The following is a 25,422-nucleotide window of genomic DNA, read 5'->3' as shown; positions in this document are numbered from 1 at the left end:
CACGACCAGTCCGCCCCCGCTGCCTGAACGAAAGACGATCATGATCAGAGACGCTCACGAGGCCAACGCAACGGTCAAGCCCGCCGACTTCGAGCTTGCGCGGCTCCGCGCTGCCGTGCCCGAGTACTTCGACAAGAACGGCGACTTCAGGCTCGACCGCCTTCAGGAGGCGCTGAGCTCGGCTGACGTCTCGATGACCCGCGAGGGCTACGAGCTCAAGTTCTTGGGAAAGTCCTACGCTAAGTACCTGACCTCGACGCGGACCGAGACGGTCATGGTCCCTGACCTCGAGCACAACGCTGAGGCGGCGAACGCTGAGTCGGAAAATCTGTACATCGTTGGGGACAATCTCGATGCGCTCAAGCACTTGCTGGGGTCATACGCAGGCCAGGTCAAATGCATCTACATCGATCCGCCGTACAACACTGGTTCCGATGGGTTCGTCTACGTCGACGACTTCGGCTTCACGGCGAAGGACCTGGTCGAAAAGGTGGGTCTTGACGAGGACGAGGCCGAGCGGGTGATGGCGCTCCAAGGCAAGTCGTCGCACTCCGCGTGGCTTACGTTCATGTACCCGCGGCTGGAACTCGCGAAGGAACTACTCGCAGACGACGGTGTTATCTTCATCAGCATTGATGACAACGAGCAGGCTAACCTCAGGGCGCTGTGTGACGAAGTTTTTGGCGAACAGAACTTCCAAGCAATGATTAGCGTAGTCTCTAACCCTGGTGGCAGGGACTACAAGCAAGTCGCTGTCCAGCACGAATATGTCCTCATGTACGGGGTTACAGATTCCGTACTTGTTAGAGAAATTGCGAAAGAAGCCTCGTTCCCTTTTCACGACGGCATCGGCGGGTATGAGCTTCGCGAGTTGAGGAACAGGAACCCGAAATTTCATCGAGGTAATCGACCGAACCTGTACTTTCCGTTCTATGCGGACCCTGATTCCATAACTCCGGAGGGGTATGTATCGGTCAGCCTGACTCGGACCTCAACTCATCATGTTGAGATTTATCCTCGCAATAGTGAGGGTCGGGACAGTTGCTGGAGGTGGGGCACTGAGAAGGTCGCGGCCAATCTAGTCGACAGCAACCCCATTGATTCTCAGGTCGTCGCAAGGCAGAAGCGTGACGGGGGCTGGAACGTATACGAGAAAAATCGCCGATCGACCACCAAGGTGAAATCTGTTTGGGCAGACACCGGAATGCGCACTGAGGACGGAACTCGCCAGGTTCGTTCGCTTTTCGGTGGAACATATTTCGATCATCCGAAGCCGTTGGCGCTCGTCGAGCGATGCCTGGAAGTCGGCACCGCCGATGACTCGATTGTTCTTGACTTCTTTTCCGGTTCGGCCACAACGGCGGATGCGGTCATGCGCTTGAACGCTAAAGACGGCGGGTCGAGGCGGTTTATTCTGGTTCAGATTCCCGATCAGTTGTCTTCTGGTGGTGTTGCTTATGGTGCTGGCTACCGTTCGATCGACGAAATTGGTCGTGATCGCATAATTAAAGCAGGTTCCGCTATTAGATCTGAGTCCGGAGCCGACATCGATTACGGTTTCCGTCACTTTCGGCTTGAGGAGCCGAGCGAGCGCACGCTTGATCAGCTTCAGTCCTTCGATCCGAACGAGGACGGCGTGATGTTTGCTGGCGATTTCGTGTCCAAGTTCGCTTCAAACGGGACGCCGGGAGAGCAGGTCGCGCTTTCGACCTGGCTCGTCCAGGACGGTTTCGGCTTGGCGGCAGAGGTGAACGGCGTGGAACTTGACGAGTACACGCTCAGCGTCTGCGGGGACTCTGGATACGTCGTCGAGCCAGGACTCGATAGTGAAGACGTGATGGCGCTCGTGGCCAAGCTCGAGGCCGGTGAACTCGATCTGAAGCGTCTCGTCGTCTTCGGGTACTCGGTGCCGTTCTCGGTCATGCACGAGCTGAAGCAGAATCTCACGTCGCTTCGGTCGGGGCAGACCGTCTCGGTGATCGAGCGGTACTGATCCATGCAGATCCGACTTCAGACTCTGGAGCATCAGCAGCGTGCGCTGAATGCGCTGACCCGCGTCTTCAAGGACGTGGAGTTCGACACTAGTACCCCACCCGAGGCGAACATCGCATTCGACCCGGCCGATCCTCAGATTCGCGAGAACATCAATGCGATCCAGTCCGGTGTCGTAGACGGGATCGCTGCGATCCCTCGTCCATGGCGGGGACACGTAGATGACGGTGTTCTCGGGGTCGACGCCAAGATGGAGACCGGCACCGGCAAGACGTTGGTCTACACGCAGCTCATGTACGAGCTGAACCGGCTCTACGGCTTCACGAAGTTCATCCTTCTCGTGCCTTCGACACCGATCAAGGAAGGCGCGAAGGCGTTCATCCGGTCGGACTACGCACGCCAGTACTTCGCTGATGCGTACGGCCCGCAGATGGAGCTGCGCCTCGATGTCCTCGATCCGCAGAAGCGATCGAAGGGGCGGAAGATGATGCCGAACTCGGTCGTTAACTTCGTGCACGGTTCGCGGCTCTCGCCTGGTCGGATCTCCGCTCTCCTCATGACCGACGGCATGCTGCAGTCGAAGAAGACGATGGCGTTCGACTACGACCAGACGGTGCTCGGCACGACCAGTGTCCCTTACGAGGCGCTTCGTGGGACTCGCCCCATCGTCATCATGGATGAGCCGCATCGCTTCCGACGCGACAACAAGGCGTATCAGACGCTCATCGACGAGATCCAGCCCTTGGCGGTCTTCCGCTTCGGCGCGACGTTCCCGGAGCTCGGCAAGACGGGGAAGACCGATTACAACAACCTCGTGTTCAACCTCGGTGCCGTCGAGTCGTTCAACGAGCAGCTGGTCAAGGGCGTCCAGGTCCAGTACCCACAGGACAGCAGCAGCGATACGACGCGCCTGAAACTCACGAGCGTCTCTGCGCGCAAGCCGAAGCAGGCGACGTTCCAGAACATCGGCACGGGGAAGTCCCTCACCTTCGATATGGGGGAGTCCCTCGGCATTGCGGACGGCGCATTCGCGGGCATCACAATCGAGGGGATCGGTAAGACCGACAACCCGACGATCAAGTCCGGCGTCACGCTGTCCAACGGTCAGACGCTGGGGACAGGGGACATCCTCTCGGCCCGGGTCTACTCCGACACCTATCAGAGCCTGATGATGCGGCAGGCACTCGACAACCACTTCGAGACCGAGTGGGAGAACTTCCGCCGCTCGTCCAGGGTCAAGACGCTAACCCTGTTCTTCATCGACTCGATCGAGTCCTATCGCGGCAGCGACGGTTCGAAAGGGCACCTCAGGCAGCGCTTCGAGGAGCTCCTCGCTGCACGGCTCACCGCGGAGATCGAGAAGCGCGAGGGCGACTCCTCGCCCGTCGCGAAGGAGTATGTCGCCTACCTGCGGGCGTCGCTCGCTGACGTCGAGGCGACGAACGGTGGATACTTCTCCGCGGACAACGCCACTACCGACGAGGCCATCCAGCGCGAGGTCGACGACATCCTCCGCAACAAGGAGGCGATGCTGTCCTTCGAGACGGCGAACGGTGCGCCGAACACTCGTCGATTCCTGTTCTCGAAGTGGACGCTACGTGAGGGCTGGGACAACCCGAACGTGTTCCAGATCGTCAAGCTCCGGTCGTCCGGGTCGGAGATCTCGAAGCTCCAGGAGGTGGGCCGAGGCCTCCGGTTGCCCGTGGATGCGAAGGGAACTCGTCTCGCGGGCGAGCAGTTCTATCTCACCTACCTCATCGACTACACGGAGAAGAAGTTCGCCGATTCACTCGTCGACGAGATCAACTCCGACGTTGCCGTAGGCCCGGCCAAGGTGAAGGAGCTGCTTCCCAAGGTCGCCGACGAACTCGGCAAGACTGAGACGGAACTGTTCATCGAACTCCTGCAGCAGGGGTTCGTCGATTCGGACAAGAACGTCGTACCGGGGCGCGAAGAGGACCTGTTTGCTGCCTACCCCGCGTTCAACAAGACGGGCCTGAAGCCTGACAAGATCGTGAAGGGCAATCAGAAGGTCAAGGTCGGCATTCGCTCCGAGCGGTACTCCGAGCTCAAGGACCTCTGGGAGACGCTGAACGCCAAGTACTACCTCCGTCTCGATGAGCTCACGGCCGACGAGATCGATGAGTGCATCGACGAGGTGCTGGGAGCTGATATCTACCGGCGGGAGGCTGGTCGATTCACGCAGGACGTCGTCGTGCAGGCTGACGAGGGCTCGTCCCTGGAGGTCCGAACGGAGACGAAGAAGGTCTTCAACGCGACCGAGACGATGCCGTACGGCGACTGGCTGAAGCGTGTCCGTGCCCAGACGGGCCTGCCAATCGATCGTGTCCACGCGGGGCTCGTCCGCCTCGACGCGAAGAAGAGCCTCCCCGCCGACTTCTTCAACAAGGCGACCCTGCATGAGTTCGTCGCTGAGTTCACGGAGTGGATGGAACGCAACTACCTCGAGCGGTTCACGTACTCGAAGATCGAGGGACTCGTGCTCGGCACTGAACTCACCGATGCAGACGGTGCCCCGCTCGAGAGCATCACGCAGGGCAACATCGGCGTCTTCCGCGATGACAAGGCCATCGTGCCGGACAAGTTCCTGTACGACGCGTTCGTGTACGACTCGCCGAAGGAGTACGACACGATCCGCGACTCGAAGCTCGACGAGGTCATCGTCTTCGGGAAGATCCCGCGCCGGTCGATCAAGGTGCCTCTGTACTTCGGCGGCACCACGAGCCCGGACTTCATGTACGTGCTCAAGCGCGAGGACGGCGGATTGTCCCTGAACTTCATCATCGAGACGAAGGACGTCAAGAAGCGCTCTGACCTCCGAGAGAGCGAGAAGCTTCGCATGAAGGCGGCGAGGCAGTTCTTCGAGTCCTTGAGCTCAGAGTCCTTCGACGTCACCTTCCGGCCTCAGGTGAAGCGCGACGAGATCGCGGTGATGATCAAGCAGCTCCTGAGCGACGGAGAAGGTCAGGCTCAGGAGTGACCACTTCGAAGCCGCCGCAGCCGCCGTGGTCCTACTCGGTCCTGCAGTCGGTGGCGGCGGTGCTCGCCGACACTTCGGATGGGCTGACCGGCGGCGAGATCGGGGAACTTCTGTCGCGCCTGGACATGCAGGACCCGCTCCGTGGCGCGACCAAGCGAGTCCGCCTCGCCGAGGCATTCGTCGTAGCGCAGAGTCGATTCGCCAATCCGAGGCGGATCATCACGTTCATCGTGACGGCGATGGAGCCAGTGCGGTATCGGAACGACCTCGAGCTGTCCACACTGCGCGAGGATCGGCTCAATGAGCATCTTGCCTTCGTCGGTCTGCGCGTCAACGACAAGGGCGAGGTCGCCCGCGAGGCGAAGGCGCAGACGCTCGACGAGGCGACTCGTATCGCCACGTCCATCCACAACGAGCTGCAGCGCCGGAAGGTCCATCCCGAGGTGCTGCGCTACTGCTCTGTCGAGGTGCTGAAGAAGGTGCACTTCCGCGCCTGCCTGGAGGCGACCAAGATCATCTTCGAGCGGTTGCGGAGGGCCGTGGGACTTCAGGGCGACGGCGCGGCTCTTGTCGACGCGGCGCTCGCCCTTGGCAAGACTGGCGTACCAGCACTCGCGATCAACGAGCTGGGTACGCAGACTGAGCGCGACGAGCAGACGGGGCTCGCGAACTTGATCAAAGGACTCGGCGGCCTCTATCGCAGCCCGACGGCGCACGACTGGAGGCTGAACCGGTCCGTGAGCGACGACGAGCTGCTCGAGGCGCTGACGATGGTCTCGATGGTCCATCGGAGACTGGATGGCGCGCGGATCGCCGATGGAAGCTCGTCGTGATCCAGGACGAGGACGACGACCACGGGGTCGACCCCGACGACGAGTACACCCCGCAGGCCGAAGAGCCAGAGCCCGACGAGTCGAGCGAGGAAGAGGTGGTCGACCGAAATGGCGGGTTCCGCATGCCGTCAGGGTTCGCCAGTTCGCTGCTCCCCAATATGGACAATTTCCTGGCCAGCATCGTCGCGCCCTTTCAGGAGCGGATGAGTTCGGTGATGCCCGACTACAGCGCCCTCGCACGCGAGGCCGTTGCGCCGATTAATGAGCGGCTCCAGGAGCAGATGGCTTCGATCGTCGCCAGCGTCCCCACCTTCTCGGTGCCAGCGCTCGACCTGCCTGCGCTGCAGGCTCCGGTTCTCGGTCCAGCGACTCTGGAGATGCTCAAGGGGATCTCCGAACAGCACGCGAGGACCATGGAGGGTCTGTGGGGGTCCCTCGAGCCGCTCTTTGATCCAGCGGCTTTCCGCGGCCTCAATCGCGCCCTACTGCCATCCAACCTCAAGGAGTACGCGGGCGAGATCAGGGCGAGCGACGTCCACGAGTTCGTCGAGCAGGAGGGCATCCCGCTCTATCTCGTGCCCCGGGGGCGGACGGCGTTGCGGCTGTTGCGGGCGAAGGATCGCGCAGGACGGCGACGAGTGCTCAGCGACTGCTACGAGTCGCTCATGGAGGACTGCGCCGACGTACTGGAACGGGCGGACCACGAGGCGGTCAGCAATGAGCTGGGCTTCGCCCTCGACGGCCTCGGCGCGATGCGCGCCGGCCACGCTCGTTCAGCCCAGGCCATGTTCACCGTCACGCTGGATACGCTGATCTATCGCTTCTATCCTGATCGGAAGGCCCGTGAGGTCATCACGAATCGCAAGAGGGACGCCGGTGTCCCCGAGGCCATCGACGAGATGGGCGTCCGAGAAGCACTTGTGTGGCTCCCGATTTGGAACGCGCACGAGCAGTTTTGGAAGGACAAAGGCGACAAGGTGCCGCACTACTACTCGCGCCACGCGAGCGTCCACGGTGTTTCCTCGCGCCAGTTCAACAAGCGGAACTGCATCCAAGTGCTCATGCTCGTCACGAGCCTCATCGGCTACGCGGACCGGGTGGCGCGTGAATCCGGCTAGTTTCGCACGGGCCTGCGGCAGCGATGACGGCGTTGTTCAGTCCCCGCTGCCCTTGATGATATGGCCGCCGTGTCTGAAATCCTGCGCCGCCGCCCAGTCCTCGGGGTGCGAGATCGGCAGGATCCTGTGCTCTTGCTCGTGCGTGCTGTCGTACGGTGTCGTTGCTTCCAGCTTCATCCGGCTGTGGTCCTTGATCAGCAGCATTTCGACGACCTGCGCCGCGGTCTGCAGGTCGTCGGCGATCGTCCCTGCAGAGACGTCGCCGGGGGGAGCACGGCCTCGCCCGAGGAGTCCAGGTCGACGTAGCCGGCCATCTTCTCCCCGTTGGCTCTTTTGCCTGCGGCCTCGGCTTCACTCCTCTTCTTCGCGAAGCGAGCCGTCCAGCCCTCCTGTGACTGGTCCTCCGGGAGGTCATAGGGCTCGTAGTCGCCCCAGAACGGCGCGAGCTACTCACCGAAGACGGAGGCCTCCATGTACTTCACAGCGTGGCGGCGACCGTCCGACAGAGCCACGGGACTTCTCGGACGTCGTCCGCGCCAGAACCCCATGACTGCCCGAAGGTCTCGTAGATCCACAGCGCCTTGCCCCGCTGCTCCTGTGCGAGGACCGTGAGCGAGCGGGTACGGCCGAACGAGCCGCGCTCAGGTAGGGCAAGGGCGTCGGCGATGAGCCCGGAGGCGTTGTCCATGAGCGCCTTCCAGAGAGTTCGCGCAGCGTTCGGATGCAACTCCAAAAGAGGATTCTCCCGCAGTTGAGTTCCAGTCGCGGCATCGTTGGATGGCGCAGCCAGCATCCCTGATAGGTGACGGAGACACAGGGTACCGGAGTCGCTCAACATCAGTCTTCCCGACGAGGAGGCGTTCGAGTCTCTGGCTGGTCGAGTGCGGCCGTTCCTCATGGAGAAAGATGACCTGCACTACGAGAAGGTGCTCGATGCTTTGCTGGGCCACGTGGAGCACGACGACGAGCTCGTGAGGGCTCTCGAGGAGCTCCGGCAACAGTGGGCGCGGTTCAATCCGAAGAGCCGGCAGACCCTCGGATACGCGATGCAAGTCGGGTGTGGCACAGGGCCGTTGGGCGCACCGGTTGCCGACACGACCTTGGCGGACGCCTGGCTCTACTGCGACTTCGGGCATGGAGACACCAATGTAGCCTCGCGCGTCGGCGACCATGGAATCGATGACCGATATCAGGCGGCGGTGCTGCTGGTGTCCAATGTTGCCGTGTGCGAAGTGTCAACCCTGAATCTGGTACACCGCGCGTGGTCAGCCGGTGCGGTATCCCTGGATAAGTCAAGCTTCACCGAGGAGGTCCTGGCGCGCAATCAGATCTCGAAAAAGATCACTGCGATGGCTTCGGGGCCTGCTGGCACACCGACAGAGGAGTTGCTGCAGATGCTTGACCAGGCTAGTTCTCTTGAGATACCTGACGACCAGACGGAAGTGTAGGCCGGAAGCCTTCTAGCCGGTATGAGCTGGGTAGCTCGAGCGGCTTCGTCAGCTCCGTAGGTATTCAATGGAGACGATCTGGCCAACCGCGCCCCATGTTGTAGAAGTGCGGTGATTGGAGCTGTCTGATATTGCGGGGCTAATGGTGAAGTTCTGCAGTGGCCCCGCCCTCTTAGCTCATCATCGGGCCCTCCATCGATAACTCTGAGAAACCAGCCTGATCGATGCTGCGGGCATCGATCCCACGGGCATGGATCCGGCTCGTGAGTTCCGGTACGAATCAACGTCTGCCGGTAGACTGATCGCATGTCCACGAACCCGGTTCGAGCCGCCGTCTACCTGCGCATCTCCCAGGACAGAGAAATGGACGGCCTGGCGATCGAGCGTCAGCGCGAGGACTGCCTCGAGATCGTCGAACGCAACGGCTGGCAGCTGGCCGGGGAGTACGTGGACCAGTCCAAGTCAGCGACCGACAAGACGAAGAAGCGGCCCGCATACGACCGGATGGTGGCGGACTACGAGGCGGGTCGGTTCAGTGCGATCGTCTGCTATGACCTCGACCGCCTGACGCGCCAGCCCCGTCAGCTCGAGGATTGGATCGATGCGGCCGAAGAACAGCGACTGAGTCTTGTGACCGTCAGCGGGGAAGCCGACCTCGCATCGGACTCCGGGCGGTTCTTCGTTCGGGTGAAGGCTGCAGCTGCGCGCGGCGAAGTGGAGAGGAAGTCCGAGCGCCAGTCCCGCGCACACCTGCAGAGGGCCAAGCAGGGGCGTCCGCCTAAGGGGGTTCGCCCCCTGGGCTACAACATCGACGGGAGTCTGGTCCCGGCAGAGGCAGAGGCGGCCAGGGAGATCTTTCGATTGTTCGCCATCCATGACGGGCCGTCGATCGCAGCGATCGCGGCCGGCCTTTCGGGCAAGACCGGACCTCATATTCCTCGCTCACTTCCACACCTGCCCAAGCATTCGCGGACCCTGGCCATTGAGCGTAATGAACGCCGCGCCGCCGAAGGACTGGACCCCAAGCCCGTGCCGGACGATGGCCCTTGGTCCTCCTCGACCGTCCTCGGCATTCTGCGCAATCCTCGATACGCGGGCTACTCGGTCTACACGGACCGACGGGCCCGAGAAGACAACAAGCGGCGCAGCTGGCACGCTCAGATCGTTCGAGGGAGCGACGGAGAGCCGGTGCGTGGTCTCTGGGACCCGATCGTCGATGACGCAACGTGGTGGCGCGTGCAGCAACGGCTTGATGCTCCCGAGCGGATCACGAACCGGAAGGGATCGACTGCTCGCCTTCATCTCGGCTCGGGGCTCTACCAGTGCGGGGAGTGCCACGTGCCCGTGAGGGCCCATGGGCAGAGGTATCGGTGCCCTGAGTGCCATTTGGCGCGGTCACGGGCCCAGATCGATGACTGGGTCCTGCGCATCATCCGTGCGCGACTCGGTCGCCCGGACCTAGTTGACGCATTGGAGCCGATTGATCAGCCGCGCATCACGGAGATTGCTGCGCAGATCGCTGCCCACGAGGCCCGCATCATCCGGGCACAGCGGGACTATGACCAAGCCGTCATCGAAGGGTTCGACCTGAAGAGGATCCGAGACAGGGAACGTGCCGAGATTGATGAGCTGACGAAGGAGCGCCTCTCTCTCATGATGATGCGAGACCTCGGAGGCGTCGTTGACGCAGTTGACCCAGTTGCTGCTTTCGATGAAGCCGATCTCATGATCAAGCGGCGAATCATCGATCTCTTCTGCACAGTGTTTCTGTACCGGCATCAGCGGGGGAAGAAGACATTCAACCCGGAGACGGTCCGTATCGTGCCCAAGGGGTTGTGAGGAGCTGACGCCGGTTGCTTTCTATGTGGCAGAATCCCCGGCATGACGGAGAAACCGGCACCTGGAGAATCATGGGCGTACCGCGCCCGCGGTAAGGATCCGCTCGTCGAAGTGAAGGTGATGCGCTTCGGCACCGAGAAGCCGCCACGCGTCCTCATCCAGTTCGCTGACGAGAGGAAGAAGGAGGAATGGGTTCCGCCGTCTCGCCTCAAGACGCCGTGGAACAACGCCGCAGCCTTCTCCGAACGTGAGCAGCGCTGGGCCCGCCTCGAAGAGGGGTATCGAGGTCCGTTCGACCCGGAGCTCAACGCTGCGGAGCAGATCATCGAGCTGTTCATGGACAAGGAGATGGTCGAGATCGAGTACAACAGCGGGTCGGCCCTCCGCATCAAGAACTTCGGGTACTTGATGGGGCTGCTCCGAATCTCCCGCGGGTTCTTCACGCATTACGCACACGCGTTCGCCGAAGGGGGAGACACGATCGTGCCGTGGCCGGCGACTATCGCCGTTGGCGCGCGCTTCGCCGAGGTTCACCCGGAAGACGTACTGCGGTACATCGCAGATGAAGAAGCCCGTGCTGAAAACGAGTCTGTCCACGGAATGCGCGTCCACCGGGGCTTCATCTCCGCTGAGGTCTGCAAGCGCGAAGATGAGGAGCATGGTCGGCCCACCAGAAGGTTCTTGAGGGCCTGGTGCCGGTACGAACCCCAGAGCGCGACTGTGTGAGCCAGGAGGGTCAGTCAGTCTGGGTCGGTGCTTCGAGAGCGGCTTCGTCGGCGATGACCCGATAGATGGTCTGGCGGCTCACACCGAACAGCTCACCGATCTCACGAGCAGAATGCTCCCCTTCGGTGTGCAGCCGGATGACCTGCCGGCGCTGAGCCGGGGTCAGCTTGGGCTTGCGTCCGGTCATCTTCACGCGACGCTCGGGAGAGGCCAGCGCCTCGCGCGTACGGGCCGAGATCAAGTCCCGTTCGAACTCCGCGAACAGCCCCAGCATGCCGAAGAACATCTTGTCCATGGGATCTGAAGGGTCGTATGGCTTCCCGCCGAGACTGAGAGTGATCCCTCTGGTCGTCAGCTCGTCGGCGATGCCGCCTAGATCGCGTGCCGAGCGTCCCAATCGATCCAGCTTCGTGACAACGAAGACATCACCGGAGCGCAGCGCCTTGAGCGCCGCAACAAGGCCTGGTCGGACGCGGGTGGTCCCGGTCAGGCCTTCATCGAAGTAGATGTGTTCCGGCATAACCCCGAGAGTCTGGAGCTGCTGCCGCTGTGACCGCAGATCCTGACTGTCCGTGCTGACTCGGGCGTATCCGATCATCGTGTTCATAATTACTGCCTCCATTGAGAATTCTATTGGACAGTACTTCTGGACATCTTGAGCGGCATAATGGTCATTCTGGATGACCTGTCCGTAAAACGGTCGTCTATTGGACATGATGGGTAAGCGGACGGTGGAATACTTGGTTTTCGGTCGCACTGGCGATGTCTATGCAGTTGCCTCGAAACCGAGATGCCCCGGGGAGGATCGCGATGAATGAGATGCCTTCAGACATCTTCAGTCGGCGGCTGCGTGAGGAGCGGACCCGCCAGAAGATCAGTCAGGCGCAGGTCGCGCAGTACGTCGGGTTCAAGATGGGGGCGATGCTGGACGCTACAGCAATCACGAGGATCGAGCAGGGGACCCGCGCCCTACGGTTCGATGAGGCGTTCTACATCGCCGAGGCGTTGAAGCAGCCGCTCCTGTCGATGGCCTCCAAGGATTTCCAGCGGGCCAAAGATGAGGAGGTCAGTGACCTCATGGACCAGCTTGCCGAAGCGCAGAAGACGTGGGCTGACGCGAAGTCGGAGATCGCCCGGCTCAACCGTCTGATCCAGGCGGTGAGCGCACGCAGCACAGCCGCCGACGATCGGTGAATCGAAACCTCCCCACAGCCGTACCCCGTCCGACGCGCACAGTGCTGATTTCTCAGCGGATTCCGCTGTCACCGGCTAACTTGACCGTGTAGAACTCCCTCGAGGGATCGGTGATGGTGCATGCGGCGTTGGCAGGATCAGTTGGAGCGGGCACAAGTCCTTGAGGCTCACCTTGTCGATCAGCTCATGGCAGCCAGACAAGAGCTGTACAGCATCGGTTACCTGGCGCTGCAGGAAGCCGATTCGCCGCCTGTTCAGGCTCTGGAAGAGCGCATATCCAGGCTTGAGCGCCGGCTCAACGAAGTCCATTGGCACCAGTTCGAGGCACTACAACGGCTGAATGAGTACGGGCTCGACGACGACAGCTCACAGGGCCTGTGACCCCGGCTCTACACCCACTCCCACACCTGACCCGTCTGTGGCCACATTCCGGCCACAGACGGGTCATTCTGTTGCCCCACGCCGCCCACGGCGCGCCCATTCTCTGCCCATGGTCAGCATCAGCCCACTGGCGGCCCACATTGCGCCCACGATCGGGCCACGCACGGGCCAGCGATCCGCCGCGCCGCCGCGCCGAGAACAGTGCCACCTAATCGGGCGCGAAGTGACCATCTTCTGGCCACTGAAGGGCCAGAACGCGCCCATGAAGCGACTCAACCGGCGCTGCGCAGGCTGTGCTGACACTGCGGCAGTGCATCCGCTGACCAGTTCGCGGCCACGGTGCGCCCAGGCACAGCCCTCTCGACGCCCTTTCTTGGTCCCAACTGATCCCGCTTCGCGGCCTCATTCGGGCCACACAGTGACCAGTCTCGGCCCAGGGGAGTGGCCCAGGAGCAGAGTTTCTCGCCCCGGAACGGGCCTCGGTAACTTAGCGCAGACCCGCTGCACACTCTGCTGCACCGCCGCAGCGCACATGCTTCGAGGAGCGGCTGCACAGTGCGCAGTGCTGGCGCAGCGAGAGCGCGGCGACCATCGTCGAAGAGTGTTCTCCTGCTCGTCGCGAGACGTGCTGCACGTCCTGCTGCGCACGCTGCGATCATCTCCGCAGCGTCGTCGCTGCGCTCGAGAAATAAGTTACCCAGGCAAGCCTTACTTCTCGTTGGAGCACCCGTCAGCACTGCTGCGGGTGCTCTCTTTCTTTTCGGCTGCGCACGGCGCTGACGCGCCCTGATGCAGGCCCTCATGCGGGCGCGCAGCCGGGTGCTGGAAGCGTCTCTGCCGGCGGGGTTCCCCGCCATGATGCCAGCCCCGCGCCGGGGGAGGGGAGCGTGCTTCTCCTGCTCCGCAGACGCCCCTCTTAGATGCCCCGCAGACCTCCTCACGGAGGCTGCGCAGACTGTCGCAGATCACCCGTCAGATCGCCGTCGCACGCGCCGGCACAGTGTGCTCCAGGAGTGCTGTACGAGGGCAGGCAGCGCTGCCCTCACACCCCGCCGAGGCGGGGCAGTGATCCGGGGCTCGAGGATGTTCCAGCACTCGCGATGGCCCCATCGCGAGCACCTCGCCCCACACCCGCGCTGCTGCTGCCCGCAGCACCGCGAACAGGTGCAGGACATCGCTGCAGAGCCCTGCAGCACAGTGCTGTGAGGTGTTGTTCATCGCAGGCCAGGAAGTGTCGCAGCGCTGCGCGCTCCGGCCTGCGACAGGGGAGCAGCACTGCGTGCTGCATGGGTGAATCGATGCGCTGCATCGACCCGTCAGTACGGCGTCGCAGCGAGCGAATCTCCTCGATCCGTCGCTGCAGCAGGTGACCGTACGCCTGTCGCACCACCGCCGCCGAAGGCGTACGGTGAAAGTGTGTCCTGACCAGGGGAAACGTTTTCAGCCGTACGGCCCTTTGCTCCTCGCTGCAGGGCGTACGCCTATGAACCGTACGCCACGTTTCCCCTGAGATTCGAGGCTTCCGCTAAGGCTCCAGCACTCGAATTGTGACGGCCCGAAGAATCGGGCCACAGAGCATAAGTTTCGGTGCGACACCGGCCTGTCGGCCGGCGTCGGTCAGCATAGCTGACACCGAAAAGTTTGTCCCGCGTCGTGAGCCCCACTGGGGCTCCCTAGCGGCATGCTCCCAGCTTCCAGCTGGACCGGCTCTGCCCTCTGTCATCGGCCCACTGGGCCGCTGACCTCGAGCAGAGGTTTCCGCACCCGAGCCCCGGTCTCGCTCATCCACTGGATGAGCTCGCGGGGTCGCCGCAAGCGGCGAGGTGCGAGCCAGGTGCTGCGCACCTGAGTGAGGGGCGGCGAAGCCGCCTCGGACGGCGGCCGAGAGTCGAGTCCATCTGCGAGCAAAGGAGTGCATCGATGGCATCGAAGAAGAAGGGTCCCTCGGCTGCTGGCCGTCCTGGTCAGTTCGATCCGCGCTTCGTCGGCAAGAGCCTGTACGAGCGTGTTCTGTTGAGCACCCGCCTGGACAGTGAGTCGGGCTGTTTGGACACCGAGTGCCTCACCTGGACGGAGGTGATCGATGGAAGCGGATACGGAAGGCTGTGGTCGCAGAAGGGTGCGCCGCCGGTGTGGGTCGGCCCGTCTCTCCGATCCCGCGCAGCGGCTAGCGTTGCTCGCTGGCTTCCTTGGGGCATGAGCCTGGAAGAATCCCTCAGTCTTTTAAGTTGCTCAATTGCGCAGGTGAGTGGATTTCTGCCCTCTGTGCAGTCGACGGGCTCCGGGCGTCGGTGCTCAGGAAGAGCGGGCTCGCGGGAGCCAGTTAGCTAAAACGAATCCGCGTATTGTGTCCGCTGAAGATGATTGCGCCGGCATCAACCGGCATGCCAGGCGCATTCTCGGTCATCGCAGTTCGACAGAGTCCGGTGCGCGTGTGAGACCTCCGGCCAGTCCTTCAGGTCGTCGCGGTAACAATCAGCCCAGTCGAGGCCTGGTGTCGACGCTTCTGCGAGGATCGGGACCGTCCCCGAACCGGAATCGAGATGCACCTCGAACTGCAGCGCACTGAGCAGAGCAGCTTCCGCCTCGTCGACTCGGTCCGCCGGCACAGAGAGCACAAGCTCGTCGTGGACGATCGCCCGGAGGCACGGCAAGAGCCAATCGGGCAACCGCAGGACACCCTCCATCATGAGGTCCCGAGCGGTGCTCTGACCGATGTACGCAGGGGCCTGGGTATGCTCGCTCCCCGGGGTCACTCGAACCCTGCGCCCAAAGAGATTCGTGAGCACCTGACTCCTGGCCTCTGCACGGATTCTCGTCTTGAACCGGTCGAGGTCGGGGAATGCTTCCTGCAGCTGCCGCAGATGCTGAACCGCATCTACGACCGAGATCCCCGCGGACTGCGCCAGGCTCTGTGCTCCCATCCCGTAGGACGTCCCATGAGTGATGGCCTTGGCTTCGCCTCGGCGCGGGTGGTGCTGGTCGGAGGTCCGGTCCCAGCCTGCGTCACCGAACAATGCCATCGCCATCTCGTTATGGAGGTCCTTCCCAGGACGCAACGCATCGATATACCTCTCGTCCTGAGAATGAATCGCCATAGCCCGCGCGTCGATCTGTGAGAGATCAGCACTGATTAAGACATCGCCGTGGTCAGCAACGAGCATGGCGCGGTCGCACACATCCTTGCGGCTCCTCTTGCCGAGGCCCGTCAGTGCGGGGTGAGTGATGCTGATCCGGCCGGTGGCCTGCGAAGCGGAGATCGACGGGCGCACTCGATCGTCCGGTCCGGTGTGCTCGAGGATCCCCTGGGCATTGCTCGTCTCCCCATTGAAGGAGCGGAGCGCTGCGCACAGTTCGGAGAGCTGGTCGTTTCCGTGCCACCTTAACTCCAGAGCCTCTAGGACCGCTCTGCTCGTCGCGATCTTCCCGTTGTGGGTCAGTGGTGGTTCAACGCCGCACGCGCGGAAGGCCTTCTTCAGGGGCTCCTGAGCCACGGTTGTCGTGTGGGGACGCTTGCCACTCAGCGGCAGACCGTACGTCGTGTGCAGATGGTGCTTCGTCCGATCGATCCGTGCCTCGCGAGAGGAGACCAAGTGGTTCGCAACGGAACTGTTGACCCTGAAGCCGTTCTTCATGATGTGAAGCAGTCGCCACATGACCTTGTGCTCGCGCATCACATAGGAGTCCACAACCAGGTGCCGGGCCAGTCCGCGGACCATCTCCACATCGCGGATCAGGTAGGAGACGTACACCGGGTTATCCGTGGGGATCTGGTCGTACCCGCCGAACTGGTCGGCAAGATTCTTGAGCGCGGACTCTCCTCCCTGCTGCTGCTTGCCGCCGATACGCAGACGCCTGCAGAGCGAGTCGAGCCCGTAGCGCTTCGCGTCTGCCTTGCCCGAGAGCGGTGGATCGTTCTGCCGCGCGACAAGGAGCGTGTCGATGACTCGACCTTCGCGGACGAGACGAGCCAGATCGAGACCGTGGTAGCGCTCGAGCGCCTGGAGATCGAATGCCAGAATGTTGTGACCAACCACGTAGTTCGCTTCCTCGACGAGGCGAACGATCAGACTGAAGTCGTCGGTGGTCTTCACTGGGGCCTCATCGATCGCATACCCGGCCAGGCGGACGAAGCCGGGACCGTAGGTCCACAGCTCATCCGCGTCGGCCGTCTCCAGGTCGAGATACAAAATGCTCATGCGGTACCGTCCTCCAGATCGCAGATGCGCACCCCGCCGGGGACCGGAGGCATCGCCCGCGGCACCCGATCAGTAGCACTGTCCCCGTTAGGCGCAGGAATCGTCTCGCCACTAGCCGCACCTGCAGCGGGTGCAGTTACAGAGGCAGCCTGCGGCCCAGATGCCGGGGGACCGCCGGCCGCAACACCACCGGAGCGGGCGGGCTGCTCGTCAACGACGAACTTGCGGACGCCCCTGTGCGCAAGCCCATCGGCACGGATGCGCAATCCGTCGTACCACCGCGTGTGCTGGCCGTAGTAGGTCGACAGCTTCTTCGCGGTGAGACTGACCCAGTCAAGGTTGTAGGGCGCAGGCGCATCCGGATCAGCTGCGGCCAGGTCAATCACCTCACGGGCAGTGAACGGGACGGACGAGCCCTTGAGCTCGTGCAACCACTGGAGATGTGCCGCAGTCTCGACGGCCTCAACATCAGCTGACTCACGAAGTTCGGGAACCGTCGCCAAGAAGTCCTGGAACCCCGCCAGATGCAGGATGCCGCCGACGATCCGCTGCCACTCCGTGAACGACTTGAAGTCGAAGAGCTTCGGTGCGGCCGGCTCTCCGCGGTCGTACCAGGCATGCACCAAGACGAGCACAGCGCGCAGCAGTTCAGCGCGATGCTCGGGCACCCAGGTCTCCAGGTGATGCCGGAAGTTGTCCCGGGTCTCCAGATCGTCACGATCTGAGGCCAAGCGGCACGTATACACCCTCCGGATCATGTCTCCGGGGATCTGAATGTTGTTGCCCATGCCGTACCAGCTCGCCCTGTTGGCGAGGGTGAGCATTTCACTGTTGCCCAGCTTCCGGCTTTCATAGGTGCTCGCTGTAAGCACGGCCGAGAGCGCCGTCGACTTCAGCCGGGAGCGCCCATCCTCGTTCTGGACCTCGTCCAGGACGACGCAGTCCGCCCCAGTGCTCAACACAGCCGCGATGCGCTTCTCCATCTCGTCGTCGCTCTCGCGCGCAGTCATGATCCGCGCGGAGCTGCCGAAGGCGATCTGGTGGATAACTTCCATGCACCCGCCCTTGCCGACCCCTCGATGGATGCCGTCGAACAGGAGCATCGGGACCTTGTCAACGTTCGCCCGGATCATCGGAGTGATCAGACCAGCGACGGCATGGGTGCGGTCAGCCTCAGTGGCGAACACCCAACCGTCGTAACCATCCGCGCCGTCCATCGCGAACAGGTCATCGCGAATCAGCCGGGCGGCCGACTGGATCTCCTCGTCTGAGGGATGATCAGGCACTTCCAGGTCGCACAGCTCAGAGCTCAGGTCGAGGAACATCTGGCTCTGGGCGTGGTACCCGTTGCGAGCCAGGATCTCCCCATCGGCCAGTACAAGGGGCGACCGCGTGATCGCCCGCAGATGGGCCAGACGTTGAGGCCGGCCTGGACCCGGACTCACCAGACGATCCCTCACGAGATCGACCAGAGGATCCTGCAGGTGAACAGGCCTAGCGGTCCCCCTGGACGACGTCGTGAACGGCGTGCACACATCGAGGATCTCCCTACGCAGCTGGGAACGCTGCAGCGCTTCAATCTGCTGCACAGGCGGTGCGCCGGGATCGGCGTGGGTCTCCGAGACCCGCACCAAGGTCCTCCCATGAAGAAACAGACGGTCACCGCCGCGCTGGTCGATGAGCCGCTCAACCAGCTCGAGCGAAGCCGCGTGCAGATCACCGCCGACCTCGATCGCCGGCCGCTCAGGGGCGCACTCGGGCAACGTGTTCGGCGGCTTCGCAGCAGGAGCCTGATCCGCAGGCTCAGAAGCAGCCTGACTGGTCAGCTCCTGCAGGAGGTTGCGGCGCTCGGCGTCGTCCTGAGCGGCCGCCAGTAGATCGTCGAGCCCCTGATTGCCGTCACCAGGAAGCCTCACGAAGCGGACAGACGACGCACCGAAGTCCTTGCAGGCCGCACCCAGCGCTCGAGCGCCGCTGTACACTCCGATCTTCGTCCGAGCGTCAGCGTCAGGAATCACCACAACGTCCTGCTGGGCCACAACCTGGAGGTGCGGGGTGGGGCGACCCGAACCGTCGCCCTCACGCCACCCCCAGATCCCAGGAATGCGGTAGATCGACCAGTCGTCCGGAGCGTACGCGACCGCGGCCAGCGCCTGCTTGACGCCCTCCACGATCAGCACAACCGAGGGGTTAGTGACCACCCGAAGCACAGTCAGCTTCGGCGGGTTCTCATGGCGGCGCGGGGAGACGTACTTCGTGATCTCACCGTCCGCGTTCCGGACGCTCCCGGGCTGCGGCTTGACCTGGTGGGTTAGCGATCCGTCGGGCAGACGCATCGGGAACACCAGCGCGGGAAGGCTGTTCGGATGCCTGGTGATCGTCGACCGCATGAGCTGCGGCAGCTGGTCCTCGGTATAAGCGGTGTAGACCCCGTGCTCGAGAGCGATCTCCTTCGAAATCGCACTGGCAGCGAGTTCTGCCGAATGGGCTGCCGAGATCATGGGCATGGACCGATCATCGGGGCGGTCCGCCCCCTTTTCTGCGCGCACAATATCTGCTACGCTCATATCGCAAAGTCCTTAGATCGGGACGAGCGGGAACTCGTCCGAGGAAATTCTTAAATACGATTAGAGAGAGCGCCGACTACTCGTCGGCGCTCTTTCGCGACTGGGCGCGCGAGAGCAAGTCACCGAGGGAATGAATCCCGTCGGAGGTGAGCGGAGGGAAGGCATCGACGATGCGCTCGACGATCTCGTCGAGCTCCGCCGACGAAGCGTCGGCCTTCGAGATGCGGGAAACAGCAGGTGCGCTCATGCTGCACCCCCGGACGGGGTGCTGGGCAGGGCCTCGACGAGCAGGCAGAGATCCCGCTCGCGAATCGCCAGGCGACGCCCGATGCGGTACATCGGGATGCCGCGGGCTCGAATCAGATCGCGCAGGTGGTCAGTGCAGCCGAGGCCGTTCTCGGAAAGTTCGCGCATGGTGTACACGCGCTCGAGCGTGGTGAAAGTAGGTGCGGTAGGCACAGGAACTCCAACAAAGCTGGAACCATGCCTGACACATCCGAGACTCACCCACCCTGCGGGTGAGACCGATCAGGCAGCTGGGCCACCGTCCGGCCCACCGCGCAGTCACTACTGTCCTTTTCTCTCTGACCTCGGCCTTAGGGAATACACGCCTGGCTTTAAAGCGTCTGCTCCTCTCGGAGGAGCTGGGTTGGCGACCATCGGAGTCGACCTTTCACCCTTCAGGATAACTGCGGATGGGAGCGGGTGCAAGCGGGGGAGAACGGTGGTAAAGGGGTTGATCCCGTCATGCTCATGGTGGGCAGGATTGGCGGAATTCGGGTTCAGGAGACGTTGCCCACCACCTGACCACCGACGTGCCCACCGGCGAAAACTGTCGCTGGCCTGCGCTTTTCTCCTAAGTGGTGGGCATGGTGGGCAGAAAGCTGTCCATCTCTTACGCGCATGCGCGCATGCGCGCGCTGGCGTTTCTGTGTGCGTAGGCGGTTTTCTTTGCGCGCGAGGATGTGGAGATTCTGCCCACCAAGCCCACCAATGTTGGCAAACCACCAGGTCAACGAAGGTTTTTGGTGGTGGGCAGAACGGTGGGCAGGTAGATCCGCTTGCCCACCAACGAGGCTTGGCTGCCCACCGTGTTCGACATAGTCCCAGTTCAACGATGAGTTTCGGGTGGTGGGCGCAGCGATCGCGCTGGAGCTCTCGATGACATCGAGTGAGCTCGGGCTGACGTCCGCGACGAGCGGCTCGCAGCGACCGTTGTTCAGATGGGGGCGTCGATAGCTCCCGTGATGCTGATGTCGCGGCCAGGTGTAGGCCCGTCGGCGCGCCGGTGGTCCATGCTCCGGTCTGGCCGCGCCGGGGGTCTGCACTAGTCCGGACTGAGCGCTCTTCGAGCGTGGCTGGGTTGGTGCGTGATAGGCGCGTGTTCTCGGCCGCGACGCAGCCGGCGGATTGTCCGAGCGTCGTCGGATGATTATTCGGCGTCGGTTCGAGCAGGAACGCGGCCTAGTCTGGAGCTTTCGAACGGACGCCTGGCGTCGACAAGAAGGGATCTTGGTGGGAGCACAATGTCCAACAATCCTTTGAATCTCGATGAGGCCGCAGAGTGGGCTGGCCTATGGTGGCTACCGGACGGCCACGGCGAGAGGATCTCAGGGATCCTCCGGTACGACCCCGAGGATGGCCTTGCGCTCGAGCTGGTCGGTGCTTTCGAGGATCGGATCACTTCGAACCCTGCGCCCGGGAAGACGGTGTGCCACGAGGGAATCAGGACGTGGGATGTCATCTATGGCGCAGCACAGCAGCGGGAGATTACCCTCCTCGGCTGTGTACCCACCAGCGGGATGCGGGCTAGGTCCGCGCGGGTGATGAGCCCCGACAGACAGACAGTGAGGGCGACCACCGCAATCATCGGCGCGCATGTAGGCGGCGAGGAAGACACGGTGTTCTCCGCGGCGGAGCTCTCGGTCGAGGACTTGGGGCGATGGGCCGCGTCGTCCGTGTTTGAGGCCTCCTATGGAGCTCCTGAGGGCAAGCTCGACGGAACCGGGAGCATCACGGTGAAGCCGGTCGAGGCGCAGACGGTGGTGGTCGAGGGTACTGAGTATCGCCTCTCGCACACGCATACGCTGCCGTTTTTCGACCAGCGCAAGGGCGGAGCCACCGCGCGAATGCGGGAAACGGTCTCCGTTCGAGTTACTCCGGCCGAACCGTTTTCCTTCAGCGCGGCGCTGGAGGCAGCGAGCATGGTGCAAGATTTGATCGCTCTCGCAATGCACCGAGCTGCAGGGGTGATCTGGCTCCAGCTGGAGGTGGCTGGGACGGAGTCGGTCTTGCCGGATGGCCGACTCATGCCGTGTCGGCGAGCCGACGTGCTCTACCCGTTTGCCGCTCTCGGCAAACATGACGCGAAAGCCATCGACCATCACCAGGTTTTGTTCACCTGTGAATTGCTCCCGTTCGAGGAAGTTGTGCCCCGCTGGTGCGAGGCTCATAACCGCCTGCAGGCAGCGACCAATATGATCTTGGGCCTGCGGTACGCACCGGCTCGGTTCATCGAGAATAATCTTCTCACGGCGGTGGGTGCTGCCGAGGCGCTTCACCGCGGTCTCGGTGTCGACGAGAAGCCGTTTCCCAAGGAAGAATTCTCAGCGATGCGCGACGCGATGCTCGGGCAGATTCCCGAGGAACACCGGAGCAGGTTCAAAGCTGCGATCCGCAATGATCCAACGCTCCGGGAGCGTCTCCATGACCTTGCAAAGCGACCCGATGAAAAAGCGATCGCACTGCTGGTGCCGGACGTTGCTCACTGGGCCAAAAGGACCGCGCGGGCGCGCAATGACCTCGCGCATGAAGGCCGGGCACAGAGCCACTCCTTCGAGGAACTGATCGCTATTGTCGAAGTGACAACGGCCATCGTGATTCTCAACTTACTGTACGAGCTCGGCCTGACGCCCGAGCGGCAGCGGATGATTGTGCAGGAAAACCCGCAACTACGGGCGACAGCTCAAACCTCACGTGATTGGCTGAGGGCCCCCGGGTTCGACTCGTGAAGGATGTGCTCGCTGAGGGAACTTACTGGATTCACATTCATCCGCAGCAGTAGTCGTTCCGCCTGAGCTTCTCTAGATGTGTTGAACCTGTCGAGGAAGCGCAAGGGCCTCGTGACTTCATGGGTGCCGGTGTGTCCGTGTTGGGCCCGTGGTCGACCCTGTCGCACCCAGCGTTCTGACAGGGCCTCTTACTGACTTCAGCTAACCACAGATGGTTCTACGTGCCGGAACGCGGTGGAGTTCCGCTTCAACGTGTGACCACCTGTCCGGCAGACCGTCGAACACGGCTCCCTGATGGGTGCGACGTCGCCTGCGCAACTGGGCCTGCATTAGCGCTAGACGCGAGTTTCATAATTCCGTAAGGTTACCCTTGCCTAACGGAAGGATCTCCATGAGCCTACCGCCCCCGCCGTCCCGGTGACGGCTACGGCCCCGCACGATGATCAGGACCACACGACGACCCACGGCGTGCTGCCGCTCGTCGCGTCCCTCTACGTCACGCAGTATCTGGGTGTCGGCTTCATCTACGTCGGGCTGACCGCCATCCTGCGGCGCGAAGGAGTCTCCCTCGAAAGCCTCGCGGCCGTCTCCCTGGCGGGCGCAATGTGGGCGCTCAAACCCCTGTGGGCGCCGCTCGTCGACCGATTCGGCCGGACCAAGACGGGCCACTACCGCACGTGGCTCCTCATGCTGCAGCCACTCCTGGCGCTCGCCAGCCTCGCCCTGGTCGCGATTCCTGAGCCCGCCCAGCATCTCGGCGTCCTCGGTGCCCTCATCGCGCTCTACACCTTCATCAGCGCCACGCAGGACATCGCCGCCGACGGCCTGACCGCCCGCGCCGTCAACGACGCGACGCGACCACTCGCCAACGGCATCGCCAACGCAGCGCAGTGGGTCGGAAACATCCTGGGCGGCGGCGTCATCGTGCTGATCTTCGACGCCTTCGGCTGGGTCCCGGCGATGATCGCGCTTGCTGGACTCTGCCTCATTCCGCTGCCGCTCACCCTCCGTCATCGCGAGCGCCTCCCCGCAGCTCCCGAGACGCGGCTCGGCCCTGCGTATGCCGCACTCCTGGAGGTGTTCCGTCAGCCCGGCGGGCGCATGTGGGGACTCGCGGTGATGCCCCTGTTCCTGGCCGGCACCACCGCCGCGTACGGATTCCTTTCGCCTGCGCTCACCGATGCCGGCTGGGGGCTGGACCGTCTCGGCTGGGTGCTGGGGATGTTCCTCGCCGTTCCCGCGGCGGCGGCCTCCCTGATCGTCGGGCCGTGCGTTCGGCGGTTCGGGGTCTCGCGCTGCCTGCTCACCGTCGGGCTCGTGGATGCGTTCGCCGTGATCGCGCTGCTCCCGCTGGCCTCCGGGTGGGCGCCCTTCCTGCTGACCGTGGTGGTCCTCAGTGTGTTCGTGGCGGCGATGGCGGCGGCGAGCACTATCGTCTACACCGTCAACATGTCGTTGGCTCGTCCCGGTACCGAAGCCACCGACTTCACAGTGCTCGCCGCTGTCGCGATGACCGCGAGCTACGTCCTCGGCGCCGCACTCATGTACGCCGCGGGAACCGTCGGCTACGGCCCGGTCTTCCTGGCGTGCGCCGCACTCGCGTTCCTCGGCACAGCAGCGGGGGTCGCGCACACCCGTCGAATCGAGGCGAGCACCGCATGAGCAACATCTCCGTCTCACAGGGCGACGGCCCGATGCGCGTGCAGGTGGCGCGCTCGGAGCGCATCTCGTCGTGCATCCAGCGGGTCACGTTCTGCGGCGATGACCTCGCACGCCTTCGCTGGCGTGGTTTCGACCAGTGGGTGCGCCTGTTCCTCCCGACGAGCGATCCTGCGAGCCTGGATCACGTGCCTGATCGCATCACCAGGGGGACGTACGCGCGTCTGCTCACCGTGCCGGCCAAGCGCCGCCCATCGGTGCGCTCGTACACCCTGCGTGCTTGGCGCCCGGACGCCGGCGAACTGGACATCGATTTCGTTCTCCACGGCGACAAGGGAGTCGCCGGCCCTTGGGCCGCGAGCGCGCGGCCCGGTGACCGCGCAGCGCTCCTCGACCAGGGGTGCGGGTGGCCCGTGCCCTCAGCGCAGAACCTCCTCCTGGCTGCCGATGAGACCGGACTTCCCGCCGTCGTGGGTGTTCTGCGGGACCTCCCGCGCACGGCGCGCGGTTGTGCGCTGGTGGAGATCCCTGACTCCTCCGACGCACAGTCGGTCGAGCTCCCCAGCGGGATGGAGCTGCGCTGGTTGGTGCGCTCCGCTGATGTCGCCCCGGGAGCCATGATCCTCGGCGAGCTGCCGCAGCTCGACCTTCCGACGGCCGACCGCCACGCGTTCGCTGTGGGGGAGTCCGCGCTGGCCACGGGAGTGAGGCGGCATCTTGTCCGTCAGCGCGGCTGGGCGCGAGGCGAGGTCACCTTCTGCGGCTACTGGAAGTGCTGACGGCGCCCGCCGACGTCAGCGCCGTCGGCGCCGTGGAGCAGGCGGGGCCGCGCCCCATGCAGGAGCGCGACCCCGTCGTGCGGGTGAATGCTAGCGGCGACTGCGGCGCAGGCGAATCACCGCCGCCCCGGCTGCGATGAGCACGACCGCCGCCGCGATCAGCCCAGCGGCTTCGGTACCGGTCCGCGGCAGGAAGCCCTCACGGGCGGACTGAGCGGAATCCGACTGCGGACGAGAGTCCCGGCCGGAACCCGCGGCCGCGTCCTGGCCCGATGCGCCAGCCGTCCCCGCCTCCGGCTCCTGTGCATCCCCTGGCGCCGATCCGTGACCAGCCTCGTCACTCACCCCTGGTCCTGCCGGCTTCCCCGGCTCTTCGGGGTCACGCGGGTCATTGGCCACGGGCTGCCCAGGCACGGTGGGGGACTGCGGCTTCGAGGGCTTCCCAGGGGCGGGTGACGTTCCCGGGCCCTTGGGGTCCGACGGGTTCTCCGGCGTCTCCGGCAGCTCCTCCACGTCACAGTCCTCGCCCTTCACGGTGACGTCCTGAACAGGCGAATAGTGCTTCGCACCGTACGGATCCGTGGTGAGAACGTAGAAGGAATGCGTGCCGTCAGCGAGCTCCTTCACGTCGACCGACACCTCCGACGGTGACGCTGCGCCCTTGACTGCGCCCAG

General features: G+C 63.5%; 20 protein-coding genes. 12 read left to right on the top strand and 8 right to left on the bottom strand.

What is annotated here, in order from left to right; all coding sequences use genetic code 11:
- Nucleotides 1-40: 40 nt before the first annotated feature.
- From FHX50_RS05645 to FHX50_RS05630, 4 genes are read left to right on the top strand one after another with little or no spacing between them, the layout of a single operon-like run.
- Nucleotides 41-1,993, top strand: coding sequence for a site-specific DNA-methyltransferase (locus tag FHX50_RS05645; RefSeq protein WP_183375455.1), 1,953 nt, complete (start codon nt 41-43; stop codon nt 1,991-1,993).
- 3 nt (nt 1,994-1,996) lie between these two features.
- Nucleotides 1,997-4,993, top strand: coding sequence for a type III restriction-modification system endonuclease (locus tag FHX50_RS05640; protein ID WP_183375453.1), 2,997 nt, complete (start codon nt 1,997-1,999; stop codon nt 4,991-4,993).
- Nucleotides 4,990-5,826, top strand: coding sequence for a TIGR02391 family protein (locus FHX50_RS05635; protein WP_183375451.1), 837 nt, complete (start codon nt 4,990-4,992; stop codon nt 5,824-5,826). Before FHX50_RS05640 ends, FHX50_RS05635 begins: the two co-directional genes overlap by 4 nt.
- Nucleotides 5,823-6,944 carry a hypothetical protein gene (locus FHX50_RS05630; RefSeq protein WP_221187233.1) on the top strand — a complete coding sequence of 374 codons (1,122 nt, stop codon included), beginning with the start codon at nt 5,823-5,825 and terminating at the stop codon, nt 6,942-6,944. The genes FHX50_RS05635 and FHX50_RS05630 overlap by 4 nt, the downstream gene beginning before the upstream one ends.
- 36 nt (nt 6,945-6,980) lie before the next feature.
- On the opposite strand, the gene FHX50_RS11905 is transcribed toward FHX50_RS05630, so the two are convergent.
- Together FHX50_RS11905 and FHX50_RS11900 are read right to left on the bottom strand one after the other, a co-directional pair.
- Nucleotides 6,981-7,148, bottom strand: coding sequence for a hypothetical protein (locus tag FHX50_RS11905; RefSeq protein WP_221187232.1), 168 nt, complete (start codon nt 7,146-7,148; stop codon nt 6,981-6,983).
- A gap of 274 nt (nt 7,149-7,422) precedes the next feature.
- Nucleotides 7,423-7,632, bottom strand: a complete 210-nt coding sequence (locus FHX50_RS11900; RefSeq protein WP_221187231.1) for an AbiV family abortive infection protein — start codon at nt 7,630-7,632, stop codon at nt 7,423-7,425.
- Between the two features lie 208 nt (nt 7,633-7,840).
- Between FHX50_RS11900 and FHX50_RS05620 the strand changes: the two genes are divergently transcribed.
- The 3 genes from FHX50_RS05620 (at nt 7,841) to FHX50_RS05610 (ending at nt 10,957) form a co-directional block, all read left to right on the top strand.
- Entirely contained in the window at nt 7,841-8,392 is a 552-nt protein-coding gene (locus tag FHX50_RS05620; protein WP_183375449.1) for a hypothetical protein, read from the top strand.
- Nucleotides 8,393-8,698: 306 nt separating this feature from the next.
- Nucleotides 8,699-10,231 carry a recombinase family protein gene (locus tag FHX50_RS05615; protein WP_183375447.1) on the top strand — a complete coding sequence of 511 codons (1,533 nt, stop codon included), beginning with the start codon at nt 8,699-8,701 and terminating at the stop codon, nt 10,229-10,231.
- A 42-nt stretch (nt 10,232-10,273) separates the two neighbouring features.
- On the top strand, nt 10,274-10,957 hold the full coding sequence (locus FHX50_RS05610) for a hypothetical protein (RefSeq protein ID WP_183375445.1): 684 nt from the start codon (nt 10,274-10,276) through the stop codon (nt 10,955-10,957).
- A gap of 10 nt (nt 10,958-10,967) precedes the next feature.
- On the opposite strand, the gene FHX50_RS05605 is transcribed toward FHX50_RS05610, so the two are convergent.
- Nucleotides 10,968-11,564 (bottom strand): recombinase family protein, encoded by a 597-nt coding sequence (locus FHX50_RS05605; RefSeq protein WP_246370820.1) that lies wholly within the window; start codon nt 11,562-11,564, stop codon nt 10,968-10,970.
- A gap of 203 nt (nt 11,565-11,767) precedes the next feature.
- Here FHX50_RS05605 and FHX50_RS05600 point away from each other — a divergent pair, with 203 nt between their 5' ends.
- Complete coding sequence (locus FHX50_RS05600) at nt 11,768-12,151, top strand: helix-turn-helix transcriptional regulator (RefSeq protein ID WP_183375441.1); 384 nt, start codon at nt 11,768-11,770, stop codon at nt 12,149-12,151.
- Between the two features lie 120 nt (nt 12,152-12,271).
- Nucleotides 12,272-12,532 carry a hypothetical protein gene (locus tag FHX50_RS05595; protein WP_183375439.1) on the top strand — a complete coding sequence of 87 codons (261 nt, stop codon included), beginning with the start codon at nt 12,272-12,274 and terminating at the stop codon, nt 12,530-12,532.
- A 2,375-nt stretch (nt 12,533-14,907) separates the two neighbouring features.
- Here the strand turns inward: FHX50_RS05595 and FHX50_RS05590 are convergent.
- The 4 genes from FHX50_RS05590 to FHX50_RS05575 form a co-directional block, all read right to left on the bottom strand.
- Nucleotides 14,908-16,731 carry a DNA polymerase gene (locus FHX50_RS05590; protein WP_183375437.1) on the bottom strand — a complete coding sequence of 608 codons (1,824 nt, stop codon included), beginning with the start codon at nt 16,729-16,731 and terminating at the stop codon, nt 14,908-14,910.
- Nucleotides 16,728-19,298 carry a toprim domain-containing protein gene (locus tag FHX50_RS05585; protein WP_183375435.1) on the bottom strand — a complete coding sequence of 857 codons (2,571 nt, stop codon included), beginning with the start codon at nt 19,296-19,298 and terminating at the stop codon, nt 16,728-16,730. Before FHX50_RS05585 ends, FHX50_RS05590 begins: the two co-directional genes overlap by 4 nt.
- 76 nt (nt 19,299-19,374) lie before the next feature.
- Entirely contained in the window at nt 19,375-19,545 is a 171-nt protein-coding gene (locus FHX50_RS05580) for a hypothetical protein (protein WP_183375433.1), read from the bottom strand.
- Complete coding sequence (locus tag FHX50_RS05575; RefSeq protein WP_183375431.1) at nt 19,542-19,721, bottom strand: hypothetical protein; 180 nt, start codon at nt 19,719-19,721, stop codon at nt 19,542-19,544. Before FHX50_RS05575 ends, FHX50_RS05580 begins: the two co-directional genes overlap by 4 nt.
- 1,103 nt (nt 19,722-20,824) lie before the next feature.
- On the opposite strand from FHX50_RS05575, the gene FHX50_RS05570 reads away from it, so the two are divergent.
- From FHX50_RS05570 to FHX50_RS05560, 3 genes are all read left to right on the top strand, one after another.
- Nucleotides 20,825-22,309 (top strand): ApeA N-terminal domain 1-containing protein, encoded by a 1,485-nt coding sequence (locus tag FHX50_RS05570; RefSeq protein ID WP_183375429.1) that lies wholly within the window; start codon nt 20,825-20,827, stop codon nt 22,307-22,309.
- Between the two features lie 468 nt (nt 22,310-22,777).
- Nucleotides 22,778-23,971 (top strand): MFS transporter, encoded by a 1,194-nt coding sequence (locus FHX50_RS05565; protein WP_183375427.1) that lies wholly within the window; start codon nt 22,778-22,780, stop codon nt 23,969-23,971.
- Nucleotides 23,968-24,747: a siderophore-interacting protein gene (locus tag FHX50_RS05560; protein ID WP_183375425.1), complete on the top strand. Its 780-nt coding sequence runs from the start codon at nt 23,968-23,970 to the stop codon at nt 24,745-24,747. Before FHX50_RS05565 ends, FHX50_RS05560 begins: the two co-directional genes overlap by 4 nt.
- A 90-nt stretch (nt 24,748-24,837) precedes the next feature.
- On the opposite strand, the gene FHX50_RS05555 is transcribed toward FHX50_RS05560, so the two are convergent.
- On the bottom strand, nt 24,838-25,422 hold a 585-nt coding region (locus FHX50_RS05555; protein ID WP_221187230.1), incomplete at its 5' end, for an LPXTG cell wall anchor domain-containing protein.

This window comes from Helcobacillus massiliensis, assembly GCF_014191425.1.
GTDB classification, from domain to species: Bacteria; Actinomycetota; Actinomycetes; order Actinomycetales; family Dermabacteraceae; genus Helcobacillus; species Helcobacillus massiliensis.
This window is presented reverse-complemented; position numbering and strand designations above follow the sequence as displayed.